Origin of the sequence: uncultured Arthrobacter sp. (assembly GCF_947493765.1) — a bacterium.
GTDB lineage: Bacteria > Actinomycetota > Actinomycetes > Actinomycetales > Micrococcaceae > Arthrobacter_D.
Window position 1 is genome coordinate 289,078 of record NZ_CANLSZ010000003.1, and the last position, 20,431, is coordinate 309,508.

Consider the following 20,431-nt stretch of genomic DNA (forward strand, 5'->3'; position numbering starts at 1 on the left):
GCGGTCGCGGGGTCCCTGACCAGGAGTGTCGGTCGCTGCACGGAGGATGGGCGAGTACGAGCCGCCCACGAAAGGACCACCCGCCATGATGGGGGCCCACCATGCAGCCTGCGGCTCAGCCGCCTGGATCGCCGTCACCACCCACGTCGAGGTGAGCCTCGGCGTGGCCGCGGCGACCCCGCCCTTCCTGCCCGACACGATCGCCCTGGGCCTGGGCTTCCTCGAGGTCAGCCCCGTCGGGGTAGTCACCGGTGCTCTCGTCACGGCCGGGGCCGCACTGCTGCCCGACGCCGATCACCACAACGCCACGATCGCCCACTCCCTGCCACCGCTGTCCAACGCCGTCTGTTCCGGCATCGGAGCCATCTCCGGCGGGCACCGGCACGGTACCCACTCGATCATCGGCATCGTCGCCTTCGTCTCCATGGCCTGGGTGGCCGGCCTGTGGACGCTGGACACCGAGGCCTTCGGACGGGTCTTCCCCGGCGCCGGGCTGCTCGCCGTCCTGCTGGTGTCGTTCGCGGCCAAGGCGCTGAAGATCATCCCGGACCGGATGCGGAAGTCCCCGTGGGCCGTCGGGCTGGTCGCAGGTGCGTTCGTCTGCGCCTTCGCCCCGGAGGAGCAGTTCTGGTTCCCGGTCGCCGTGGGACTCGGGGTGAGTGTCCATGTTCTCGGCGACATGCTGACCACGGGAGGCTGCAATCTCCTCCATCCGTTCACGCTCAAGCCACCGGGAGCGATCGCGGCGCTGCCGGTCGTGGGCCGGATCTGGCGGAAGAACGGCTTCGTCGCCGTACCTGTCCTCGGGAACGCCGGCTCCGTGAGGGAATGGTGCCTGCTCGTGCCGATCAGTCTCTACGCCATCGGCGGTGTCGGGTGGGCGATCACCGCGATGAGCCGCTCGGGGCTCGGGAGCCTGGCGGGCGCGGTCGGCTTGGGGTGACGCCGAGCGGACAGGGTCTGGTTGCCGGTCCTGCGAGCTGCCATGATGAGGCCCATGCCCTATGCCGTCCGGCAACGCGATGTTGCCCCCGCCGCTTCCCCGGTCCCGCCGAACCCCGCCTTTCCGCGTGCCTGCATCATCGGAGCCGGGTCATCGGGCCTCGCCGCGGCCAAGGCCCTGCACGCCGCCGGTGTCCCGTTCGACTGCTTCGAACAGGGCAGCGTGCCGGGCGGCAACTGGGTCTACGACAACCCCAACGATGTCTCCGCCTGCTACGAGACGCTGCAGATCAACACCTCGTGCCCGCGCATGGCGTTCTCCGATTTCCCCATGCCTGCCGACTACCCGCCCTATGCGCGGCACGACCAGGTGGCGGCGTACTTCGAGGCCTACGTGGACCACTTCGCCTTCCGCGAGCGCATCACCTTCGACACGACGGTGATCCGCGTCTCCCGGGCCGGCGCCGGGTGGGAGGTGGTGACGCACGGTGCGGACGGCGAGCACACGCGTCACTACGACGCCGTCCTAATCGCCAACGGTCATCACTGGGATCCCCGCTGGCCGGATCCCGCCTATCCGGGCCGGTTCGACGGAGAGCAGATGCACTCCCACGACTACCGCTCGGGCGACCAGTTGCGTGACCGGGACGTGGTCGTCGTGGGATCGGGAAACTCGGCCCTCGACATCGCGTCCGAGGCGGGCAGGGTGGCACGCAGCACCGTGCTGTCCCAGCGGCGGGGCCAGTGGGTCCTGCGCAAGTTCACCCTCGGGCTGGCCTCGGACAGGCTCGCCCTGCCCGGCTGGATGCCGTGGTGGGCCACGAGGGCACGCCTGCGCTTCGGAGCACTCACCTCCGGCGACGCCGCACGACTGGGTCTGCCCCGGCCGGATCATGCACCCGGCGCTTCGCCCCGGCACACGATGGAGGTCGACTTCGACCACTACCTGTGGGATCTTGCCCGCGAGCGCAAGCGCGGCACCCGCCGTGCGGAGAACGCCCCCGCCCGGGCGGTTGCGGCATGAGCGCTCCACACGACGGCGGCGCCGTCGTCACCGGTGCCGGGCGTGGTCTGGGCCGGGAGATCGCCCTCCGGCTCGGTCGGCTCGGCTGGAACGTCCTCGTGACCGACGTGGACGAGGCTCTCGCCGCCGCCGTCGCCGCGGAGATCCGGGACGCAGGAGGGTCGGCCGGCTCCTCCGGGCTGGACGTCCGAGATCCCGACGCGTGCCGCGCGGCGGCGGAGGCGGCGGTCGCGGAGAGCGGTGCGCTCGGTCTGTGGGTGAACAACGCCGGTGTGCTGACCACGGGTCCGGTCTGGTCCCACACCGACCAGCAGCGCAGGCTGATGATGGAGGTGAACGCTCTCGGGACCATGCACGGCACCATCGCCGCGCTGGAGCTGATGCGTCCGGCCCATCGCGGTCACGTCGTCAACGTCGCCTCCCTCGCGGGACTCGTCTCCGTACCGGGCGAGGGCGTCTACGCTGCCTCCAAGCACGCCGTCCTGGGCTTCAGTACGTCGGCGCTCTGCGATCTCCGCGTGGCGGGCGAGCGGAAGGTCCACATCAGCGCCGTCTGCCCCGACGGCATGTGGACGCCCATGCTGTTCGACAGGGTGCGCGACCCCGGTGCAGCGATGTCCTTCTCCGGGACGCTGTTCCAGCCCGGGGAGATCGCCGATCTGGTTCTTCGCGTGGTGGCGAAGCCCCGCCCGGTCACGACGGCGCCGGCATGGCGCGGGGTACAGGCCCGCCTCTTCGATCTGGCTCCTGGACTCGCGGCGCGTCTTGCTCCGTTCATGGTCCGCCTCGCGCGTCGGCAGCAGGCAGCCTACGCACGGAAGAAGCCCGCCCCATCGTGAGATGGGACGGGCTTCGGTGTTCCTCGGGTGGAGCTAAGGGGATTCGAACCCCTGACCCCCTGCATGCCATGCAGGTGCGCTACCAGCTGCGCCATAGCCCCGTATCGTGCTGCTTGGTGGGACTCACGTCCCGTTCAGGCAACTGTGCCAGTGTAGTAAATTCTCCGGTCTTCACCAAATCAGCCGCGGCCGGCGGTCAGCCCTCCAGTGGCTCAGCGGGAAGGGAACCGAGGCCCACGTTGTGCTCCGTCAGCTGCCACGAGAACCGCGCCCCCACCTGCCCCACCACCTCGTGGACCTCGGACCAGTGGCAGTTGGACAGACCGGCCAGGGCACCCCAGCGCTGCGGTGGCAGACCCATCAGCGCAGCGAGCGCGGCCCTGATCGACCCACCGTGGCTGACGATCACCAGGGTCTCGGTGGGCGAGATGCGCTCGAGCGCGTCCGTCACGGCCGCAAGCATGCGGTGACCGACCTCGAGGCGGTTCTCCCGCCCGCCGGCACGCACGTGCGGATCCCCGCCCCGCCAGGCCGCGTTGTCCTCGGGGAACCGCTCACCGATCTCGGCGAACGAGAGCCCCTGCCACCGGCCGGCGTCGGTCTCCCGCAGGCGCTGGTCCAGCGACACCGTGAGACCGGTCCGCTCGGCCAGGGCATCCGCCGTGTCGGCGGCGCGCCGCAGATCGGAGGAGACGATCAGGGAGGGCTCCCGCGTGAGCAGCACCTCCGCGGCACGGAGGGCCTGCTCCCGTCCCGTCGGATCCAGAGCGATGTCCTCCTGGCCCTGGAACCGTCCCGCGTGGTTCCACTCGGTCCGGCCGTGGCGCCAGAAGATGATCCGCCGGGCCTCGGGATGGGCGTGGACGTTCCGCGTCACTCGGTCGCGTCGCCGGAGCCTGCATCCTGCGCCGCGCCGTGCACGGCACCCTCGAGCTGGAGGTCCACGCCGGGGCAGTCCTTCCAGAGGCGGTCCAGCGCGTAGAACACGCGGTCCTCCTCGTGCTGCACGTGCACGATCACCTCGACGAAGTCGAGCAGCACCCAGCGACCCTCGCTGCGGCCCTCGCGCCGTACCGGCTTGAGTCCCTGGCGGGACAGCTCCTCCTCGATACCGTCGACGATCGCGTTGACCTGGCGTTCGGTCGGCGCGGACGCGATGAGGAAGATGTCCGTGATGGCGAGCCGCTCACTGACATCGATGGCCACGATGTCCTGCGCGAGCTTCTCCACGGCGGCGTGTGCCGCGGTACGGGCAATGCCGATGGACTGTTCGGTAGCGCTCACTGATCTCCTTGAGTGTGGTCAGCGGTTTCACCCATTGAGGGAGCTGACGATCATCATTATCCCGGTAACCAGCGCAGCCGCGCCCACGACCAGCAACGAGTACAGGGCGTAGCGCAGGCGGCGCGTTCTCCCCAGGCCCGCGGTCATGGCATCGAGGGGATCCAGCCCGAAGGCACTCCGGGCCGCGATCGGGTCGGTGTCCCCGTTCGGGCCGGGCGCCGCCGGCTCCCGGCGGGCACTCGCCGTCGACCCGGTCCGGGTCGGCGACGGGGACTGCTCCTGCTCCTGCGATCGGGCCGGGGTGGCAGGGACGGGCGTGTCCGCAACAGGTGCCTCCATGCTCCCGGATGGTGCCTGCGCACCGTCCGTCGGGAGGAAGAAGCCGGGCGAGGCCAGCGCGGCGAGGTTGTGTGCCGCCGCGGGGTCCTCGGGGGCGGGCTGCACGGTGAGGTCGTGCGCCGCGGCGCGCACACGCCGGGCGCGGGCGGCGAGCTCCGCTGCCCGCGCTGCGAGGGCACGCTGCTGCGCCAGGACGGCCGGGTCCGGCTCCACCGGCTCGACGGCGGGCCCTCCATCGGTGCGCCGGCCCTGGCGACGGCGGTCGCGGCGCCCGCCGGGAAGGGGCTCCCGCAGCGACCCGACGGCCTCGTCGGGCACGACGGCCTTGCCGTCGACCAGCTGGAGTCTCAGCTGACGTCGTGTGACGGGGTGTGCTGTATCCACATCGGTGCCTTATCCACATCTATGCCTTCGGTCATACCGGCTTCACCCGGTGGGCTGTCGTGCAGGACCGGACCGGACTCCGGGCCGTCCTCCCGTGGGGAAGACCTCGTCGCCCCTGAGCCCCGAGGACAGGCCGTCGTCGATCCTCCCCGGGCGGCGGTACAGCCGGTACTTGGAGATGTACTGGACCACGCCGTCGGGTACGAGGTACCAGACCGGTTTGCCCTCGCCCACGCGGCGCCTGCAGTCCGTGCTGGAGATGGCCATGGCCGGGACCTCCAGGAGGCGTACGTCCCGGCCACGCCCGTCGAGCTCGTGTCCCGGACGGGTGACGCCGATGAACTGGGCGAGCGACCAGAGCTCCTCGGCGTCCTTCCAGGTGAGGATCTGCGCCATGGCGTCCGCCCCGGTGATGAAGAACAGCTGCGCGCCCGGCCGCTGCTCCTTCAGATCGCGGAGCGTGTCGATGGTGAAGGTGGGCCCCGGCCGTTCGATGTCCACGCGGCTCACGGTGAAACTGGGGTTCGACGCCGTGGCGATGACCGTCATGAGGTAGCGGTGCTCCGCCTCGGAGACGTCCCTGTCCACCTTCTGCCAGGGCTGTCCGGTGGGCACGAAGACCACCTCGTCCAGGTCGAACACCGAGGCGACCTCGCTCGCGGCCACGAGGTGGCCGTGATGGATCGGGTCGAAGGTCCCTCCCATCACGCCCAGCCGCCACGGCGAGCCGTCGCGACGATGCTGACGCGGACCTGTCGTGGCGTCCAGTCCGCTGCGCTCCGCTGACATCAGGACCGCTAGTGCCTGTTCGCTTCGCCGTGGTCGTGCTTGTTGGTGTGCTGCTTGTGGGGGTCGACGTGCTCCTCGACCGCCTCGTGCCGGTTGCGCACGTTGGCGAAGGACACGGTGACGAGCATCAGCAGGAGCAGCAGACCCATGATGATCAGGCCGTAGGCCAGAGCCGGCATCGGCAGCTCGGTGTGGTGTTCCGTGCCTTCAGTCGCCAGCATGGCGCTGCCGAGGGAGTAGAGCATCGTGGGTCCTCTGCGGATTCAGGGGCCGCCGGTCTGGTGCTGCCCGATGAGTGGTGAACCTCCATGGTACGCGCTGGGCACACTGCCGACGGCGGCGGCCCTCAGCGGCGGACCTGGCCCTCCCCCTGGACGATCCATTTGGTCGTGGTGAGCTCCGGCAGCCCCATGGGACCCCTGGCGTGCATCTTCTGCGTGGAGATCCCCACCTCTGCTCCGAGGCCCAGCTCCCCGCCGTCGATGAAGCGGGTGGAGGCGTTGACGAGGACGGCGGCCGAGTCGACACCCGCCACGAACTCCTCCGACGCTGCCAGGTCGTTGGTGATGATGGCCTCGCTGTGGCCGGTGCTCCACTGCCGGATGTGCTCGAGTGCCTCCTGCACCCCGTCCACGGTCCGCACCGCGAGATCCAGCTGCATGTACTCCCTGCGCCAGTCCTCGTCCGTAGCGGGCACGGAGTCGGCCCCCTCGGGCAGGAGCGCGCGCGACCGGTCGTCGACGTGCAGGGTGACACCGGCCCCGACCAGCGCAGCGAGGACACCCTGCGCGGCCGTGGCGCCGCTGTGGAGGAGCAGTGTCTCCACCGTGTTGCACACACTGGGTCGCTGGGTCTTGGCATTGAGGAGGATGTCGATCGCCATGTCCTCGTCGGCGCTCTCGTCGAGGAAGATGTGCACATTGCCCTCGCCCGTCTCGATCACCGGGACCCGCGCGGTGTTCACCACGGACTGGATGAGATCCCGTCCGCCCCGGGGGATCAGCACGTCGATCCGGCCGCGCGCCTGCATGAGGACGCGGGCGCCCTCCCGCCCGTACTCGTCGATCGTCAGGACCGCGTCGTCGGGCAGGCCGTGATCGGCGAGGGTGTCCCGGATGATTCCGACGAGTGCTGCGTTCGTCGCGGCTGCCGCACTCCCCCCGCGCAGCACCACGGCGTTGCCGCTCTTCAGGGCCAGTCCGGCGATGTCGACCGTCACATTCGGACGGGCCTCGTAGATCGCCGCGATGACCCCGAGCGGGACGCGGAGCTGGCGCATCCGCAGTCCGTTCGGGAGGGTCTCGGTGCGGACGGCCGTTCCGACCGGGTCGGGCAGTGTGGCCAGCTGTGCCAGGGCCTCGGCGAGTGTCCCGATCCGCTCGGCGTCCAGCGTCAGCCGGTCCAGCAGGCCGTCCGACGTCCCTGCGGCGCGGCCCCGCTCCACGTCGGTCCGGTTCGCCGCGAGGACGAGGTCACGGCGTTCCACGAGTGACGCCGCGATGGCGAGCAGCAACCGGTCCTTGCGGCCGCGACTGACCCTGCCGAGTGAGCGCGCGGCCACCCGCGCCCGATCGGCGATGGTGTGCACGGCGCGGACCACCTCCTCCCCGGAGCGCTCCTCCGGCTGTCCGTCCTGGCCGGCGGCGGTCCGGACGTTCTCGATGAGTGCGTGCTGCTGGTCGGTCATCCCTGCAGTCTAGCGAGGACCCGCGTCCCCGGGCGCTGCGGCGTCGTCGGTGCTCCGGGTGGGGGTGAGGACCACGAGATCGTTGACGTGCACGACGGACCGCTCGTACCCGGAGCCCAGCTCCGCCGCCAGGTCGTGGGTGGACCGACCCAGCATGCGCGGCAGTTCCGCGGAGCTGTAGTTCACGAGGCCGCGGGCGATCACGGTCCCGTCCCTGCCGACGAGCTCCACGGGGTCGCCCGCCTCGAAGACACCGGAGAGCTCCAGGACCCCGGCGGGCAGCAGCGACCGTCGCCGCTCCCCCACGGCCCGTACCGCGCCGTCGTCGAGCACGAGGGTACCCAGCACCCGCGCGAGGTGTGCGAGCCAGAGCAGGCGGATGGGTTGCCGCTTCCCGGTGGCCCTGAACCACGTACCGACGTCGTCACCCCGCAGCGCCACCGCGGCATTGGCGGCGGAGGTGACAAGGGCCGGGATGCCGGAGGACGCCGCGATGAGGGCTGCCTCGACCTTCGTGACCATCCCGCCGGTGCCGACACCGGCCGCCCCCACCCGTCCGATCGTGACGCCGTCGAGCCCGGCCGCGGAGTCCACCTGCGGGATCCGGCGGGCACCGGCGCTCGGCGGCCCGTCGTACAGCGCGTCGACGTCGGACAGGAGGACCAGCGCCTCGGCCTTGACGAGGTGTGCCACGAGCGCGGCGAGCCGGTCGTTGTCACCGAACCGGATCTCGTGACTCGCCACGGTGTCGTTCTCGTTGACGATCGGGACGACGCCGAAGTTCAGGAGGCGCTCCAGCGCGCGGTGCGCGTTGGCGTAGTGGGACCGCCGGATGAGGTCGTCGGCGGTGAGCAGGATCTGGCTCACCGTGACGCCGTGCATCGCGAAGGCCCGGGAGTACTGGGCCATCAGCAGACCCTGCCCCACGCTCGCGGCTGCCTGCTGACTGGACAGCTGCGCGGGCCGGCGCGTCAGACCGAGGGGTGCGAGACCGGCCGCGATGGCACCGGAGGACACGAGGATCACCTCGGTACCCGACGCGCGGCGCTCGGCGAGGACATCGGCCAGTCCCACGAGCGCCGCGTCCGAGATCCCTCCCGACACGGAGGTCAGGGAGGACGATCCCACCTTGACCACGATGCGTCGGGCGGTGGCCAACCCTGCTCGGGTCGCCGGCGGCCGCGCGGAGCCCTGGGACGGCACGATCGGCTCCTAGCCCCGGGACCCGGCGTCCGGGTCCTGCTGCGCAGGAGTGGTCGTCCTGCGGTCCTGTACGGATTCCGTCCAGATCCCGGCCTTGCGATCGGCCTCGAGCTCGGCCCGGGCCGCGGCCTTGGCGTCCTTGCGCTCCTGGTACTCCTCACGCTTCTGCTCCCGCGTGGGCCGGATGTACTCGGCGAGGCGCAGATCGCTGCCGCGCGGCCCGGCCAGGAGTTCGGCGCCGCCCATCATGGTGGGCTCCCAGTCGAAGACCACGCCGTCGCCCTCGCCGATCACCACGGTGTCCCCGGGCTTGGCGCCCGCCTTGAACAGCTGCTCCTCCACACCGAGCTTGGCGAGCCGGTCCGCCAGGTAGCCCACGGCCTCGTCGTTCGTGAAGTCGGTCTGCAGCACCCAGCGCTCGGGCTTCTCACCCAGCACCCGGTACAGCGGCAGCGCGTCCTTCTCCTCGTGGCGGATGCGGAAGGAGGCGGCGTTGACGCCGCGGGGGCGCAGGACCTCGGGCACCACCTTCGGCGGCGCCGCGGCGACGGCCCTGCGCTCGTTCTCGACGATCTCCGCCATGGCGAAGCCGAGCTGCCGCAGTCCCTCGTGGCTCGACGCCGAGACCTCGAACACGCGGTAGCCGCGCGCCTCGAGCTCGGGACGGACGAAACCGGCCATGTCGCGGCCGTCCGGCACGTCCACCTTGTTCAGAGCCACCAGCCGGGGCCGCTCGTTGAGCGGGACGACGTCGCCGTCGGGACCCGCGAAGCTCATGTCCACCGCGTACTTCTCGAGCTCGCTCTCGATGACGGCGAGATCGCCCAGCGGATCGCGGTCCGTCTCGAGCGCGGCGCAGTCCAGCACGTGCACGATGGCGGCGCAGCGCTCCACGTGGCGCAGGAAGTGGTGCCCCAGGCCCTTTCCCTCACTGGCCCCCTCGATGAGTCCCGGGACATCGGCGATGGTGAAGCGCGTGGATCCGGCCTCCACCACGCCCAGGTTCGGGACCAGCGTGGTGAACGGGTAGTCCGCGATCTTCGGACGCGCGGCCGACATGGCCGCGATCAGGCTCGACTTCCCCGCTGAGGGGAAGCCCACCAGGGCGACGTCGGCGATGGACTTGAGCTCCAGCACGATGTCGCGCTCGTCGCCCGGGATCCCGAGCAGCGCGAAGCCCGGAGCCCTGCGCTTCTGCGAGGACAGGGCGGCATTGCCCAGCCCGCCCTGGCCGCCCGCCGCGGCGACGAACTCCGTCCCCTCGCCCACGAGATCGGCGAGCACCTCGCCGGCCTTGGTCTTCACGACCGTGCCGTCCGGTACGGGCAGGATCAGCGTCTCGCCGCTCTTGCCACCCCGCCAGTCACCCATGCCGTTGCCGCCGTTGGTGGCATGGCGGTGGGGCGCGTGGTGGTAGTCGAGCAGCGTGGTGTTCTGGTGGTCGACACGCAGGATCACGCCGCCGCCGTCGCCGCCGTTGCCGCCGTCGGGTCCGCCCAGGGGTTTGAACTTCTCGCGGTGGACGGAGACGCACCCGTGGCCTCCGGTGCCTCCCGATACGTGCAGGACTACGCGGTCAACGAAGCTCGCCATGGCGATCTCCTTCTACGAATGCTTCACTGTGCCGGATGGATCCGGCTTAAAAGAAGGTGGGGCGGGCCGTTGCGGCCCACCCCACCCGAAGAGCTGGTCAGTCCAGCGCGGCGTGACTACTCCGCTGCGGCGCCGACGATGTTGACGACCTTGCGGCCGCGGCGGGTCCCGAACTCGACCGCTCCGGCCTCGAGGGCGAAGAGGGTGTCGTCCCCGCCGCGACCCACCGCGGTTCCGGGGTGGAAGTGGGTGCCGCGCTGGCGGACGATGATCTCGCCGGCCTTGACGACCTGTCCGCCGAAGCGCTTCACGCCGAGGTACTGGGCGTTCGAGTCGCGGCCGTTCCGGGTTGAGCTTGCGCCCTTCTTATGTGCCATGGGTTATGCCTGCCTTCGCTGAGGAAAGTACGTGAACGGGCGGAGTCCGGGGAGGACTACGCGATGCCTGTGATCTTGACGCGGGTCAGTTCCGAACGGTGACCCTGGCGCTTCTTGTACCCGGTCTTGTTCTTGAACTTCTGGATGACGATCTTCGGCCCGCGGAGATTCTCGACGATCTCGGCCGTGACGGAGATCTTCTCGAGCTCCTCCGCTGCGGAGGTGATCTTGGCACCGTCGACCAGCAGGAGGGCGGGGAGCTCGAAGGTGCTCCCTGCCTGACCGGTGACGCGGTCAAGGGTAACGAGGTCTCCTACAGAAACCTTTTCTTGGCGGCCGCCTGCGCGGACAATCGCGTACACCACTGGGACACTCACTTCTCTCGACGATCTGACTTCTGATGAAAAATCTCTGGTGGATCCTGGCGGGGGTCCCGGAGGATCCCGGCCGTCCTGTGGGTGATCGGCGCCCGGGCGGACCGGCCGCCGCTGTCAGGAGGAACTCCTGGACGCTGCTGGTCCCGTTACCCCGACACGTACCCCGATACACCGCTGGACGCGCTGATGCACCGAGGGTCAAGATTACGGCAGGACCGCGGCTTCCCGCAAATCAACGGGCTGCCGCAGGCCCCGCCGTCCCGGCCGGCTAAAGCTTCGAGGCGGGAACCCCCACACCGAAGATCAGCGGCTCCGGGCCGCCCTCCTCCGGCTCCCGTACGGTCGGCGCTGCCGTGGCCACGTACCGTGATCCGGCAGTACCCTCGGCGCCCTCCGCGGTGCCGGTGCCGGTGCCGGTATCGGTGTCGATGGCGGTATCGGCCGCGCCCTGCGCACTGCGGGCGACCCGGCGCCCGCGCGGACGCCGGCCGCCGGTGGCGGACGGCGGGGTACCTGCCGGCTGCGCGGCGCGCGGTGGTGCGTCGTCCGTCCGGTCCGCGGGTTCGCCGGAGGAGTCCCGCCCGGCTGCCGGAGGTGATGCGGGAGCCTGTGCCGGCGGCTCGAACGCCTCACTCAGGCTGTCGAGGGTCAGACCGGTGGACGCCGCCCCCGACTCCCCCGGCTCCTCGGACTGCTGCCGCTCCGCCCTGGGCAGCGTGAGCGTCTCGCCGTTGATGGTCAGCACGGCCTCCGTCACCTCGATCTCGGCGGGTCGGGCGGCGTCCTCCGCCGAGTCGCCGTGCCCGTGGTGCGTGGCCGCGGCGATGCTGGCGAGGGCCGCACGCGCGGCCTCGGCCTTCGCGGCACGCTCGGGGCTCTCGGGAGCGGGCGGTGCGGCCTGCTGGGCGGAGCCCTCCTCCTGCTGCGGTCCCTTGGTCCTGTTCCGCTTCCGTTCGCTGCGGGACATCCCCTGGCGCCCCTGCTGCTGGGTGTCCGGAGCAGGGGTGTGCCGGTGTTCCACCGGTTCCGCGTGGGTGATGACGCCGCGGCCCTCGCAGTGCTGGCATTCCTCGCCGAACACCTCGAGCAGCCCGGTCCCCATCCGCTTGCGCGTCATCTGGACCAGGCCCAGCGAGGTCACCTCGGCGACCTGGTGCTTGGTCCGGTCCCTGCCGAGGCACTCGACGAGGCGCCGCAGCACCAGGTCGCGGTTGGCCTCCAGCACCATGTCGATGAAGTCGATCACGATGATCCCGCCGATGTCGCGGAGCCGCAGCTGGCGGACCACCTCCTCGGCCGCCTCCAGGTTGTTCTTGGTGACGGTCTCCTCGAGATTGCCGCCGCTGCCGGTGAACTTGCCGGTGTTCACGTCGACCACCGTCATGGCCTCGGTGCGGTCGATCACCAGCGAGCCGCCGGAGGGCAGGAAGACCTTGCGCTCCAGAGCCTTCGAGATCTGCTCGTCGATGCGCGACGCCGAGAAGATGTCCTCCTCGCCGGTCCACTTCTCGAGCCGTCCCACGAGGTCCGGCGCCACGTACATCACGTACGCCTCGATGGTGTCCCAGGCCTCCTCGCCCGAGACCACGAGCTTGGAGAAGTCCTCGTTGAAGACATCGCGGACCACCTTGATGGTGAGGTCGGGCTCGCCGTACAGCAGCTCCGGGGCGAGGGTCTTCGTGGAGCCCGCCTTGCGCTCGATCTCCTCCCACTGGGCGCGGAGGCGGTTGATGTCGTGGGTGAGCTCCTCCTCGCTCGCCCCCTCGGCCGCGGTCCGCACGATCACGCCGGCGTTCTCGGGCAGACGGTCCTTGAGGATGCGCTTGAGGCGATTGCGCTCGACGTCGGGCAGCTTGCGGGAGATGCCGGTCATGGAGCCGCCCGGGACGTACACGAGGTAGCGGCCGGGCAGGGAGATCTGACTGGTGAGGCGGGCGCCCTTGTGACCCACGGGATCCTTCGTGACCTGCACGAGAACGGGATCGCCGGACTTCAGCGCGAGCTCGATGCGACGGGGCTGCCCGTCGAGGCCGGCCGCGTCCCAGTTGACCTCGCCGGCGTAGAGCACGGCGTTGCGGCCGCGCCCGATGTCGATGAAGGCGGCCTCCATGCTCGGGAGGACGTTCTGCACCTTGCCCACGTACACGTTGCCGATCAGCGAGTCCTGCTGGGTCCTCGACACGAAGTGCTCGGCGAGCATGCCGTCCTCGAGCACGCCGATCTGGATCCTGTCGTCGCTCTGGCGGACGATCATCTGCCGATCGACCGATTCGCGGCGGGCCAGGAACTCGGCCTCGGTGATCACCTGGCGACGGCGTCCGGTGTCCCGGGACTCCCGTCGACGCTGCTTCTTGGCCTCGAGCCGGGTGGAACCGCGCACGCTGGTCACCTTGTCCGAGACGGACTCGTTCGCCGCCCTGGGTGCGCGGACCCGCGTGACGGTGTTGGGATCGTCGTCCTCGCCGCCGGTGAGCTCGAGGTCCTGGTCCCCGCGACGACGCCGGCGCCGGCGTCGCGAGCTGGTCCCGCCGCCCGACCGGTCCGCGGACGTGTCGGCGCCGTCCTCGGTGTCGCCGTCCTCCGAGTCGTTCGCCGTGTCGTTCGCCGCATCGGGCGTCGCCGTGTCGCTGCGACCGCGGCTGCGGCCGCGCCGGCTCCGCCGGGAGCGCGGCGCCTGGTCGTCGGAGTCCTCGTCCGTGGGCTCTTCCTCGCGGGGCGGGGCCACCTTGACCGAGGGCACGGTGGCCGCGCTCAGGTCCGGGGCGTGGAAGAGCAGGGAGAGCGGTGATTCGGGAGGACTGAAGGGGTCGGCCCCGGGCGAGGTCTCCCCGGCACCCGCGGCTGCCTCCGCACCGTCCTCGTCGGGGGTGTCGTCGTCCGCGACCGCCGGTGTCCCGCTGTCGGGCCGGGCTGTGTCGGCCTGGGCTGTGTCGGACTGGGCTGTGTCGGACTGGGCCTGCGTGTCGTCGGTCGTGGCTGTGTCGGGCTGGGCTGTGCCGGGCTGGGCTGTGTCGGTGTCGGTCGGGGTGCTGTCCCTGCGGCTCCGTCCCGAGGTCCGGCGCGTCCGGGTGGGCTTCGTGGGTGCAGCGTCCTCAGCGGCGCCGCCGTCAGCAGCACCGTCCGACGTCGTATCGTCCGCCGTCGTACCGGCGGCCGGGGACACCTCGGAGAGCGACGGCGCGTCCGCGGGCGCCGCCCGGCCGGTCGCCGTTTCGTCGGGGGTCCGTGCGGGTCCTGCCGCGGCGGTCGCTGCCCTCCGGCGCGTACGGGGAGCGCGCGCCGGCGCTTCGGGAGCGGAGCCGGCCTCGGGAGCAGCGTCCGCCGTGCCGGAGGGGGTCTGACTGGTGGGGGCCTGGCTGCTGGCGGCCTGGCTGGTGGATGCCTGGCTGGTGTCGGTCTGGTCGGCCTTCGGTGCACGGGCGGCCCGCCGACGTGTCGGGGCGGGTGACCCGGCGGCAGGATCTCCTGTGGGCTCGGCGGCGGGCGGCGCTCCTGCCGGTGCGCTCGCGGTGCGGCGCTTCCGCGGCGCCCTCGCCGGAGCCGTCGTCGCCTCCGGTGCTGCGGGGGTGTCCTGCCCGGTCCCGTTGTCCTGCTGTGCCGGGTCCTGCTGTGCTGACTGATCCATGGATTCTCGCTCCAAGCCCCTGCGGCACCGGCCACATCCCAGCACCCTCGAGGGCGGTATGTCGGACCGCCGCGGGCCGTTCGCCCGGCGGCTGACCGGAAGTCGTTGTCGTGTCCTCCGGGGTCGCACCGTCTGCGGGGTGCGGAATCACTCGAGGGACCAGTGGCGCTTTTCCACCTCAGCCGTCCTTGTCGACGGTGGGTTCCGTGAGCGGATTCTGCCGATGTCCGCCGCTGGGACGGACGCGGTAGGGCTGAAGCATCGCTCGCGGAACGGAAGCCTGTCACTGGACCGGCGCGGGAATGTGGTTCCCCCGCCAGCCTTGGCCATTGTCTCACACGGGCCCCGGAAAGCAGCCTCGGGCAACCGGTGTGCCGCCCGCCCGAGGGCATCAGCCGTGCGGGTACTGGCCCGAGACGGGCGACTCCTCCTCGGCGAGGGGTCGTGCCACGGGCACCTTCGTCCCGAGCACCTGGGCGACGACGTCGTAGGTGATCTTCTGGGCCGAGAGTCCCACGCGCTCGAGCACCTGGGCGCGTGTGCCGTGGTCGAGGAACTCGACGGGGAGCCCCACCTCGTTCAGTGCCGTGTCCACACCGGCGGAGCGCATCTCCTGCCTGATCCGCGAGCCCACGCCGCCGGCGCGTACGCCGTCCTCGATGACGATCACGATGCGGTGCTCGGCGGCGAGGCCGATCACCGACGTCGGGACCGGCAGCAACCAGCGCGGGTCGACCACGGTGGAGCTGATCCCCTGGGCACCGAGCCTGCCGGACACGTCGAGCGCGAGTTCGCTCATGGCGCCGACGCTCACGATCAGGACGTCGTTCCGGTGCGAGCCCGACGGGCGCCGCGCCAGGACGTCGACGCCGTCCTCGAGTCGTTCGACGGCGTCGATCTCGGCTCCGACGGACCCCTTCGAGTAGCGCACCACGCTCGGCGCGTCCGAGATCGCGACGGCCTCACGGAGTTCCTCGCGGAGTCGGGAGGCGTCGCGGGGCGCGGCCAGATGCAGGCCCGGCACCGCCTGCAGCATGGCGAGGTCCCACATGCCGTGGTGGCTCGCGCCGTCGGGACCCGTGACGCCCGAGCGGTCCAGCACCACGGTCACGCCGGCACGGTGCAGCGCCACGTCCATGAGGAGCTGGTCGAAGGCGCGGTTCAGGAACGTCGCGTACAGCGCCACGACCGGGTGCAGCCCGCCGTAGGCCATTCCCGCCGCGCTGGTCAGGGCGTGCTGCTCGGCGATCCCGACGTCGAAGACGCGGTCGGGGTGACGCGCGGCGAAGCGGTGGAGACCTACGGGGATGAGCATGGCGCCGGTGATCCCGACGATGTCGGGGCGTTCGTCGGCGAGATCGGCGATCTCGTTCGCGAAGACCGAGGTCCATGACTGCTGGCCCGCGGCATCCATCGGGTCGCCGGTCTCCGGGTCGATCACGCCGACGGCGTGGAACTGGTCCGCCTCGTGGGCGCGGGCCGGCGCGTAGCCGTGACCCTTCTCCGTGATCGCATGCACGATCACGGGTCCCTCGTAGTTCTTGGCGAGCTGCAGGGCCTGCTCGACGGCGGACTGGTCGTGCCCGTCCACGGGTCCCACGTACTTCATGCCGAGGTCCTCGAAGAGACCCTGCGGCGCCCACCAGTCCTTGATGCCCTTCTTCATGGCGTGGAGGCTCTTGTAGCTGAACTCACCGGCCGGACCGCCGTTCTGCATCCTGGCCTTCACCCAGTCCAGCGTCCGCTCGTAGATGTGGTGCGTGCGCACGGAGTCCAGGGTGGGGCGCAGCGAGGCGAGGTAGTCGGCGACGCCGCCGATCGTGGGCGCATAGGATCTGCCGTTGTCGTTCACCACGATCACGACCCGGCGCCGCTTGTCGGCCGCGATGTTGTTCAGTGCCTCCCACGCCATGCCGCCCGTGAGCGCCCCGTCGCCCACGAGGACGACCGTGTACCGCTCGCCCTCGTGCGTGAGGACGCGGGCCCGGGAGATGCCGTCGGCCCAGGAGAGGGAGGACGAGGCGTGGGAGCTCTCGACGACGTCGTGCACGGACTCCGCGCGCGAGGGGTAGCCGGAGAGCCCGCCCTGCTGGCGGAGGGTGCTGAAGTCCTGTCGCCCGGTGACGAGCTTGTGCACGTAGGACTGGTGGCCCGTGTCGAAGACGATGCTGTCGCGCGGCGAGTCGAAGATCCGGTGGATGCCCAGGGTCAGCTCGACCACGCCCAGGTTCGGGCCGAGATGACCGCCGGTCCGTGAGACGTTGCTGACCAGGAAGGTCCGGATCTCCTGGGCGAGAGCGCGCAGCTGCGATCCGCTGAGCTTGCTCAGGTCCTGTGGGCCGCGAATGGTCTCCAAGAGTCCCATCGGCGCCTCCTCGGTTCGTTGGGCGTGGCGGCGGGACGACCGCCGGTGACTGACCATTACTCTAACGTTCGGTGTCCGTGCGGGGTGCCATCAACTCGCAGGCGGCCTCCCGGGTGGGCGACGTCGTGCACTACCGCGCAGCCGTTGTGGCTGATAGGCCCGCGGCGGCAGGAGCCTCGCGAAGGACTCCATGTGGTGGGTGTGCGGGTAGAGATCGAAGACGCGCAGCGTGTCCAGGGACCACCCCGCGGCGAGGAAATAGCCCAGATCCCGGGCGAACGATGCCGGGTCGCAGGACACGTAGCCCACCGTCCTCGGTCGTGCGGCGATGATCTGCCCCACCACCTTCTTCCCGGCACCGGCCCGCGGTGGATCGAGCAGGACGGCGTCGAGCGGGTCGCTCCAGCGGCCCAGGGCCGCGTCCACGCGCCCCTGGACGATCGAGACCTGCGCCTGGCCGTGGAGATTGCGGCGTGCATCGCGCACCGTCCCGGAGGAGCCCTCCACGGACAGGACGGCGCCGTCGGCACCGACGGCCCGGGCGAGCGGCACCGTGAACAGACCGGCACCGGCGTACAGATCGGCCAGGCGCTCCCCGGCAGCGGGCTGGAGGCCGTCGAGCACGGCCTCCACGAGAGCCTCCGGGGCCCCGCGGTGGATCTGCCAGAACCCTGCTCCCGTGACGCGGTAGTCGACACCCAGCACGGATTCCTGCAGCCACGTGCGCCCCTTCAGCCGCTCCACGCGGCCCGACTCCGGGTCGAGGACCGCCACGGAGGAACCGGTGATCGCCGCGGCGACGGCGGCGACGCGCCGCGGGTGCGTGCCGGCCGAGGGCACGAGCAGCACGAGCGGCTCTCCCCCGCCGGACGGGACCGCGACGTCCACCCGGTCGATACCGGTGAAGTCGATCGTCCACAGTCCGAGCGCGTTGACCGCCGGGACGGCGAGGGGCATCTCGCGGACCGGGACCACCTCGTGCGAGCGGTGCTGGTGCATGGCCAGGTGGCCGGAGCGGTCCACGGCGAAGGCCGCACGGGTCCGCCACCCGAGCCCGTCCTCCGCCTCGCCCGGCGCCGCCTCGACGGTCGGTGTGCGCTCGGCATGGGCCAGTCGTTCCAGCTGCTCCCGGAAGATCGCGCCCTTCAGGCGCCGCTGCTCGTCCAACCGGATGTGCCCGAACTCCGCGCCGCCGACGGCGGCGCGTCCCCGCGCGCCGGCGGCGAGGGCGTCCGCGGGCCGCCAGGGGTGCGCGGTGCGCTGCGGGGAGGCCTCGAGCACCTCGACGACGTCGGCCCGCCAGAAACTGGCGGCGGGATCCGTCTCCGTGAAGCGCACCCGGACCCGCTCGTCCGGCAGGGCGTGCCGGACGAAGACCACCCGGCCCTCGTGGCGGGCGACGAAGTGGCCGCCGTGGGCGGGCCTGCCGATGGTCAGCTCGACGTCCGGGACCACCTCGGCGGGCTGCTGCGCCGCAGTGGCCGGTGCGGCGGTGCCTGGGGCGTCGGTCATGGCGTCCTCCTACTTCAGGTCCTGGTAGATGCGGGTCGCGTCCGAGGACGCGAGCTGCCAGGGGACACTCGCGACCATCACTCCGGGGACGAAGTGCAGGCGGGCCTTGATGCGCAGGGCGGTCTGGTTGTGGACGAGCTGCTCCCACCATTTTCCCACCACGTACTCCGGGATGTAGACCACGATCAGATCCCGCGGGGAGTCCCGGCGCATGGTCCTGATGTACTCGAGGATGGGGGCGATGGTGTCCCGGTAGGGCGAGGCGAGCACGGTGATGGGAACGGGGATCTCGTACTTCTGCCAGTCCTCGAGGGTGGTCCGGGTCTGCTCCGGGTCGACGTCGACCGTGATGGCGTCGAGGCGCGAGGGCCGCGACGCGCGGGCGAACGCCAGGGCGCGCAGGACCGGCTTGCGGACGTGGGAGACGAGGATCACGGCGTGCACGCGGGAGGGCAGGGCCCGGAGGCGGACGGCGTCGTCGATCGCGAGTTCGCTCGCCACCGCGTCGTAGTGCCTCTTGATGCTGCGCATGAGGGCGAAGAGGACGGCCATGGCGAGCACCGCGATCCAGGCGCCGTACTCGAACTTGGTGATGAGGATGACCACCAGGACCGCCGCGGTGAGGGCGAAGCCCAGCGTGTTGATGGCGCGCGACTTGTGGATCCTCCAGCGGTTCTGCTTCCCCACGGTGCTGCGCAGTTCCCGGTTCCAGTGGCGGATCAGTCCCAGCTGGCCACCGGTGAACGAGACGAAGACCCCCACGATGTACAGCTGGACGAGGGCCGTGACGTCCGCCCGGAAGAGGAGGATCAGCACCACGGCGCCCAGGCCCAGCGCCAGGATCCCGTTGCTGAAGGTGAGGCGGTCACCCCTCGTGCGCAGCTGGCGCGGCAGGTAGCCGTCCGTGGCCAGGATGGACGCCAGGACGGGGAAGGCGTTGAACGCCGCGTGCCCGGCGAGCATCAGGATGAGCGCCGTCGCAGCGACGACGAGGTAGAAGGCGGGCGAACCGGCGGTGAAGACGGTCCGGGCGAGCTGGCTGACCACGGGCGACTGGATGTAGTCCGCGGGCACCGGCCGGCCGTCCAGCAGCAGTTGCGCCGCGGGGTTCTGCACCACGTGCACGCGCGTGGCATTGGCCAGGAAGATCACCCCGGCGAGCATCGCCGCGGACACGAGGCCGAGGACCAGGAGCGTCGTCGCGGCGTTGCGGCTCCTCGGCGCCTCGAAGCGCGGCACATTGGCGCCGGGGCCCTCCAGTCCGGTCAGGGCGGCAGCGCCGGCCGAGAAGGCCCGGAGGATCAGCAGGGCACCCGCCAACCCCACCAGGCCGGCGTCGAGCCCGGGGTCCGGGAGGATCTCGAAGCGGGAGCTCGGCGCCTCGCCGAGGGTCCCCGAGAACGACTGGACGACACCCGTGACGCAGAGGGCCAGGATGCCCGCGAGGAAGACGTAGGTCACGACGGCGCGCGCCCGGACCCCGCGCGTGATGCCGCGGAGGTTGAGCAGCACGAGGATCCCCACGCCGACGACGGCGAGCACCACGCGCGCATCCTCCAGCGAGGGTGCGAGCGAGACCACGTACTGCGCCGCGGCCGAGACCGACACGGCGACGGTGAGCAGGTAGTCGATCATGAGCGCTGCGGCCACCGTGGCACCGGCCCGCGGTCCGATGTTCTGCTTCGCGATCTCGTAGTCCCCGCCCCCGGCCGGGTAGGCGTGCACCGCCTGGCGGTAGGAGGCGACCACCACGAGCAGGACCACGATCACGGCCAGTCCGATCCACGGGGAGATGGTCACCGACGCCACACCCGCCAGGGCCAGGGTCAGCAGGATCTCGTCGGGCGCGTAGGCCACGGAGGAGAGGGCGCTGGCCGAGAACACGGGCATGGCGAGGCGCTTGGGGAGGGCCTTGTTCCTCGGCCTGTCACTGGCGAAGGGCTTGCCCACCAGCACCCGCTTGACGGCCTCGAGAAAAGTCAGCACAGCCCACACCCTAGCGCGTCCGCCTTCCCGGGCAGCCACTAGGCTTGAGGCCGGTAACGCACGGGACAGCAGGATCCGTGCCGGGGATCAGTCAGGAATCAGGGG

The 20,431-nt window shown here is 71.1% G+C and carries 17 protein-coding genes and 1 tRNA gene; 3 read left to right on the top strand and 15 right to left on the bottom strand.

Annotated elements, in window-relative coordinates:
* Positions 1 to 85: 85 nt before the first annotated feature.
* The 3 genes from Q0747_RS06490 to Q0747_RS06500 are packed head-to-tail and all read left to right on the top strand — an operon-like array spanning position 86 to position 2,805.
* Positions 86 to 943 (top strand): metal-dependent hydrolase, encoded by an 858-nt coding sequence (locus Q0747_RS06490; protein ID WP_298252779.1) that lies wholly within the window; start codon positions 86 to 88, stop codon positions 941 to 943.
* A 54-nt stretch (positions 944 to 997) separates the two neighbouring features.
* A complete protein-coding gene (locus tag Q0747_RS06495; protein WP_298252781.1) occupies positions 998 to 1,966 on the top strand; it encodes an NAD(P)/FAD-dependent oxidoreductase in 969 nt (322 codons plus the stop codon).
* The gene (locus tag Q0747_RS06500) at positions 1,963 to 2,805 is read left to right on the top strand and encodes an SDR family oxidoreductase (protein WP_298252783.1); all 843 of its coding nucleotides are present in this window, start codon (positions 1,963 to 1,965) and stop codon (positions 2,803 to 2,805) included. Before Q0747_RS06495 ends, Q0747_RS06500 begins: the two co-directional genes overlap by 4 nt.
* 28 nt (positions 2,806 to 2,833) lie before the next feature.
* Here the strand turns inward: Q0747_RS06500 and Q0747_RS06505 are convergent.
* The 15 genes from Q0747_RS06505 to Q0747_RS06575 all read right to left on the bottom strand — a co-directional run bounded on the left by Q0747_RS06505 (position 2,834) and on the right by Q0747_RS06575 (position 20,326).
* Positions 2,834 to 2,906: transfer RNA gene (locus Q0747_RS06505), tRNA-Ala, on the bottom strand.
* 95 nt (positions 2,907 to 3,001) lie between these two features.
* Positions 3,002 to 3,682: a histidine phosphatase family protein gene (locus Q0747_RS06510; protein ID WP_298252785.1), complete on the bottom strand. Its 681-nt coding sequence runs from the start codon at positions 3,680 to 3,682 to the stop codon at positions 3,002 to 3,004.
* On the bottom strand, positions 3,679 to 4,089 hold the full coding sequence (rsfS, locus tag Q0747_RS06515) for a ribosome silencing factor (protein ID WP_298252787.1): 411 nt from the start codon (positions 4,087 to 4,089) through the stop codon (positions 3,679 to 3,681). The genes Q0747_RS06510 and rsfS overlap by 4 nt, the downstream gene beginning before the upstream one ends.
* Before the next feature lie 27 nt (positions 4,090 to 4,116).
* Positions 4,117 to 4,812, bottom strand: coding sequence for a hypothetical protein (locus tag Q0747_RS06520; protein ID WP_298252789.1), 696 nt, complete (start codon positions 4,810 to 4,812; stop codon positions 4,117 to 4,119).
* A 42-nt stretch (positions 4,813 to 4,854) separates the two neighbouring features.
* On the bottom strand, positions 4,855 to 5,520 hold the full coding sequence (gene nadD, locus Q0747_RS06525; protein WP_298253063.1) for a nicotinate-nucleotide adenylyltransferase: 666 nt from the start codon (positions 5,518 to 5,520) through the stop codon (positions 4,855 to 4,857).
* 89 nt (positions 5,521 to 5,609) lie between these two features.
* A complete protein-coding gene (locus Q0747_RS06530; RefSeq protein ID WP_298252792.1) occupies positions 5,610 to 5,846 on the bottom strand; it encodes a hypothetical protein in 237 nt (78 codons plus the stop codon).
* A gap of 101 nt (positions 5,847 to 5,947) precedes the next feature.
* Positions 5,948 to 7,288 carry a glutamate-5-semialdehyde dehydrogenase gene (locus Q0747_RS06535; protein ID WP_298252794.1) on the bottom strand — a complete coding sequence of 447 codons (1,341 nt, stop codon included), beginning with the start codon at positions 7,286 to 7,288 and terminating at the stop codon, positions 5,948 to 5,950.
* A 9-nt stretch (positions 7,289 to 7,297) separates the two neighbouring features.
* Positions 7,298 to 8,491: a glutamate 5-kinase gene (proB, locus tag Q0747_RS06540; protein ID WP_298252796.1), complete on the bottom strand. Its 1,194-nt coding sequence runs from the start codon at positions 8,489 to 8,491 to the stop codon at positions 7,298 to 7,300.
* A 9-nt stretch (positions 8,492 to 8,500) separates the two neighbouring features.
* A complete protein-coding gene (obgE, locus tag Q0747_RS06545) occupies positions 8,501 to 10,084 on the bottom strand; it encodes a GTPase ObgE (RefSeq protein ID WP_298252798.1) in 1,584 nt (527 codons plus the stop codon).
* A 116-nt stretch (positions 10,085 to 10,200) separates the two neighbouring features.
* Positions 10,201 to 10,461 carry a 50S ribosomal protein L27 gene (gene rpmA, locus Q0747_RS06550; protein WP_148601085.1) on the bottom strand — a complete coding sequence of 87 codons (261 nt, stop codon included), beginning with the start codon at positions 10,459 to 10,461 and terminating at the stop codon, positions 10,201 to 10,203.
* A gap of 56 nt (positions 10,462 to 10,517) precedes the next feature.
* Positions 10,518 to 10,826 carry a 50S ribosomal protein L21 gene (rplU, locus tag Q0747_RS06555; protein ID WP_298252801.1) on the bottom strand — a complete coding sequence of 103 codons (309 nt, stop codon included), beginning with the start codon at positions 10,824 to 10,826 and terminating at the stop codon, positions 10,518 to 10,520.
* 280 nt (positions 10,827 to 11,106) lie between these two features.
* Positions 11,107 to 14,463, bottom strand: coding sequence for an Rne/Rng family ribonuclease (locus Q0747_RS06560; RefSeq protein ID WP_298252803.1), 3,357 nt, complete (start codon positions 14,461 to 14,463; stop codon positions 11,107 to 11,109).
* A 391-nt stretch (positions 14,464 to 14,854) separates the two neighbouring features.
* Positions 14,855 to 16,828 (bottom strand): 1-deoxy-D-xylulose-5-phosphate synthase, encoded by a 1,974-nt coding sequence (gene dxs / locus Q0747_RS06565; RefSeq protein ID WP_298252805.1) that lies wholly within the window; start codon positions 16,826 to 16,828, stop codon positions 14,855 to 14,857.
* Between the two features lie 90 nt (positions 16,829 to 16,918).
* Positions 16,919 to 18,340: a class I SAM-dependent RNA methyltransferase gene (locus tag Q0747_RS06570; RefSeq protein ID WP_298252807.1), complete on the bottom strand. Its 1,422-nt coding sequence runs from the start codon at positions 18,338 to 18,340 to the stop codon at positions 16,919 to 16,921.
* 9 nt (positions 18,341 to 18,349) lie between these two features.
* Positions 18,350 to 20,326: an APC family permease gene (locus Q0747_RS06575; protein WP_298252809.1), complete on the bottom strand. Its 1,977-nt coding sequence runs from the start codon at positions 20,324 to 20,326 to the stop codon at positions 18,350 to 18,352.
* Between the last annotated feature and the right edge of the window lie 105 nt (positions 20,327 to 20,431).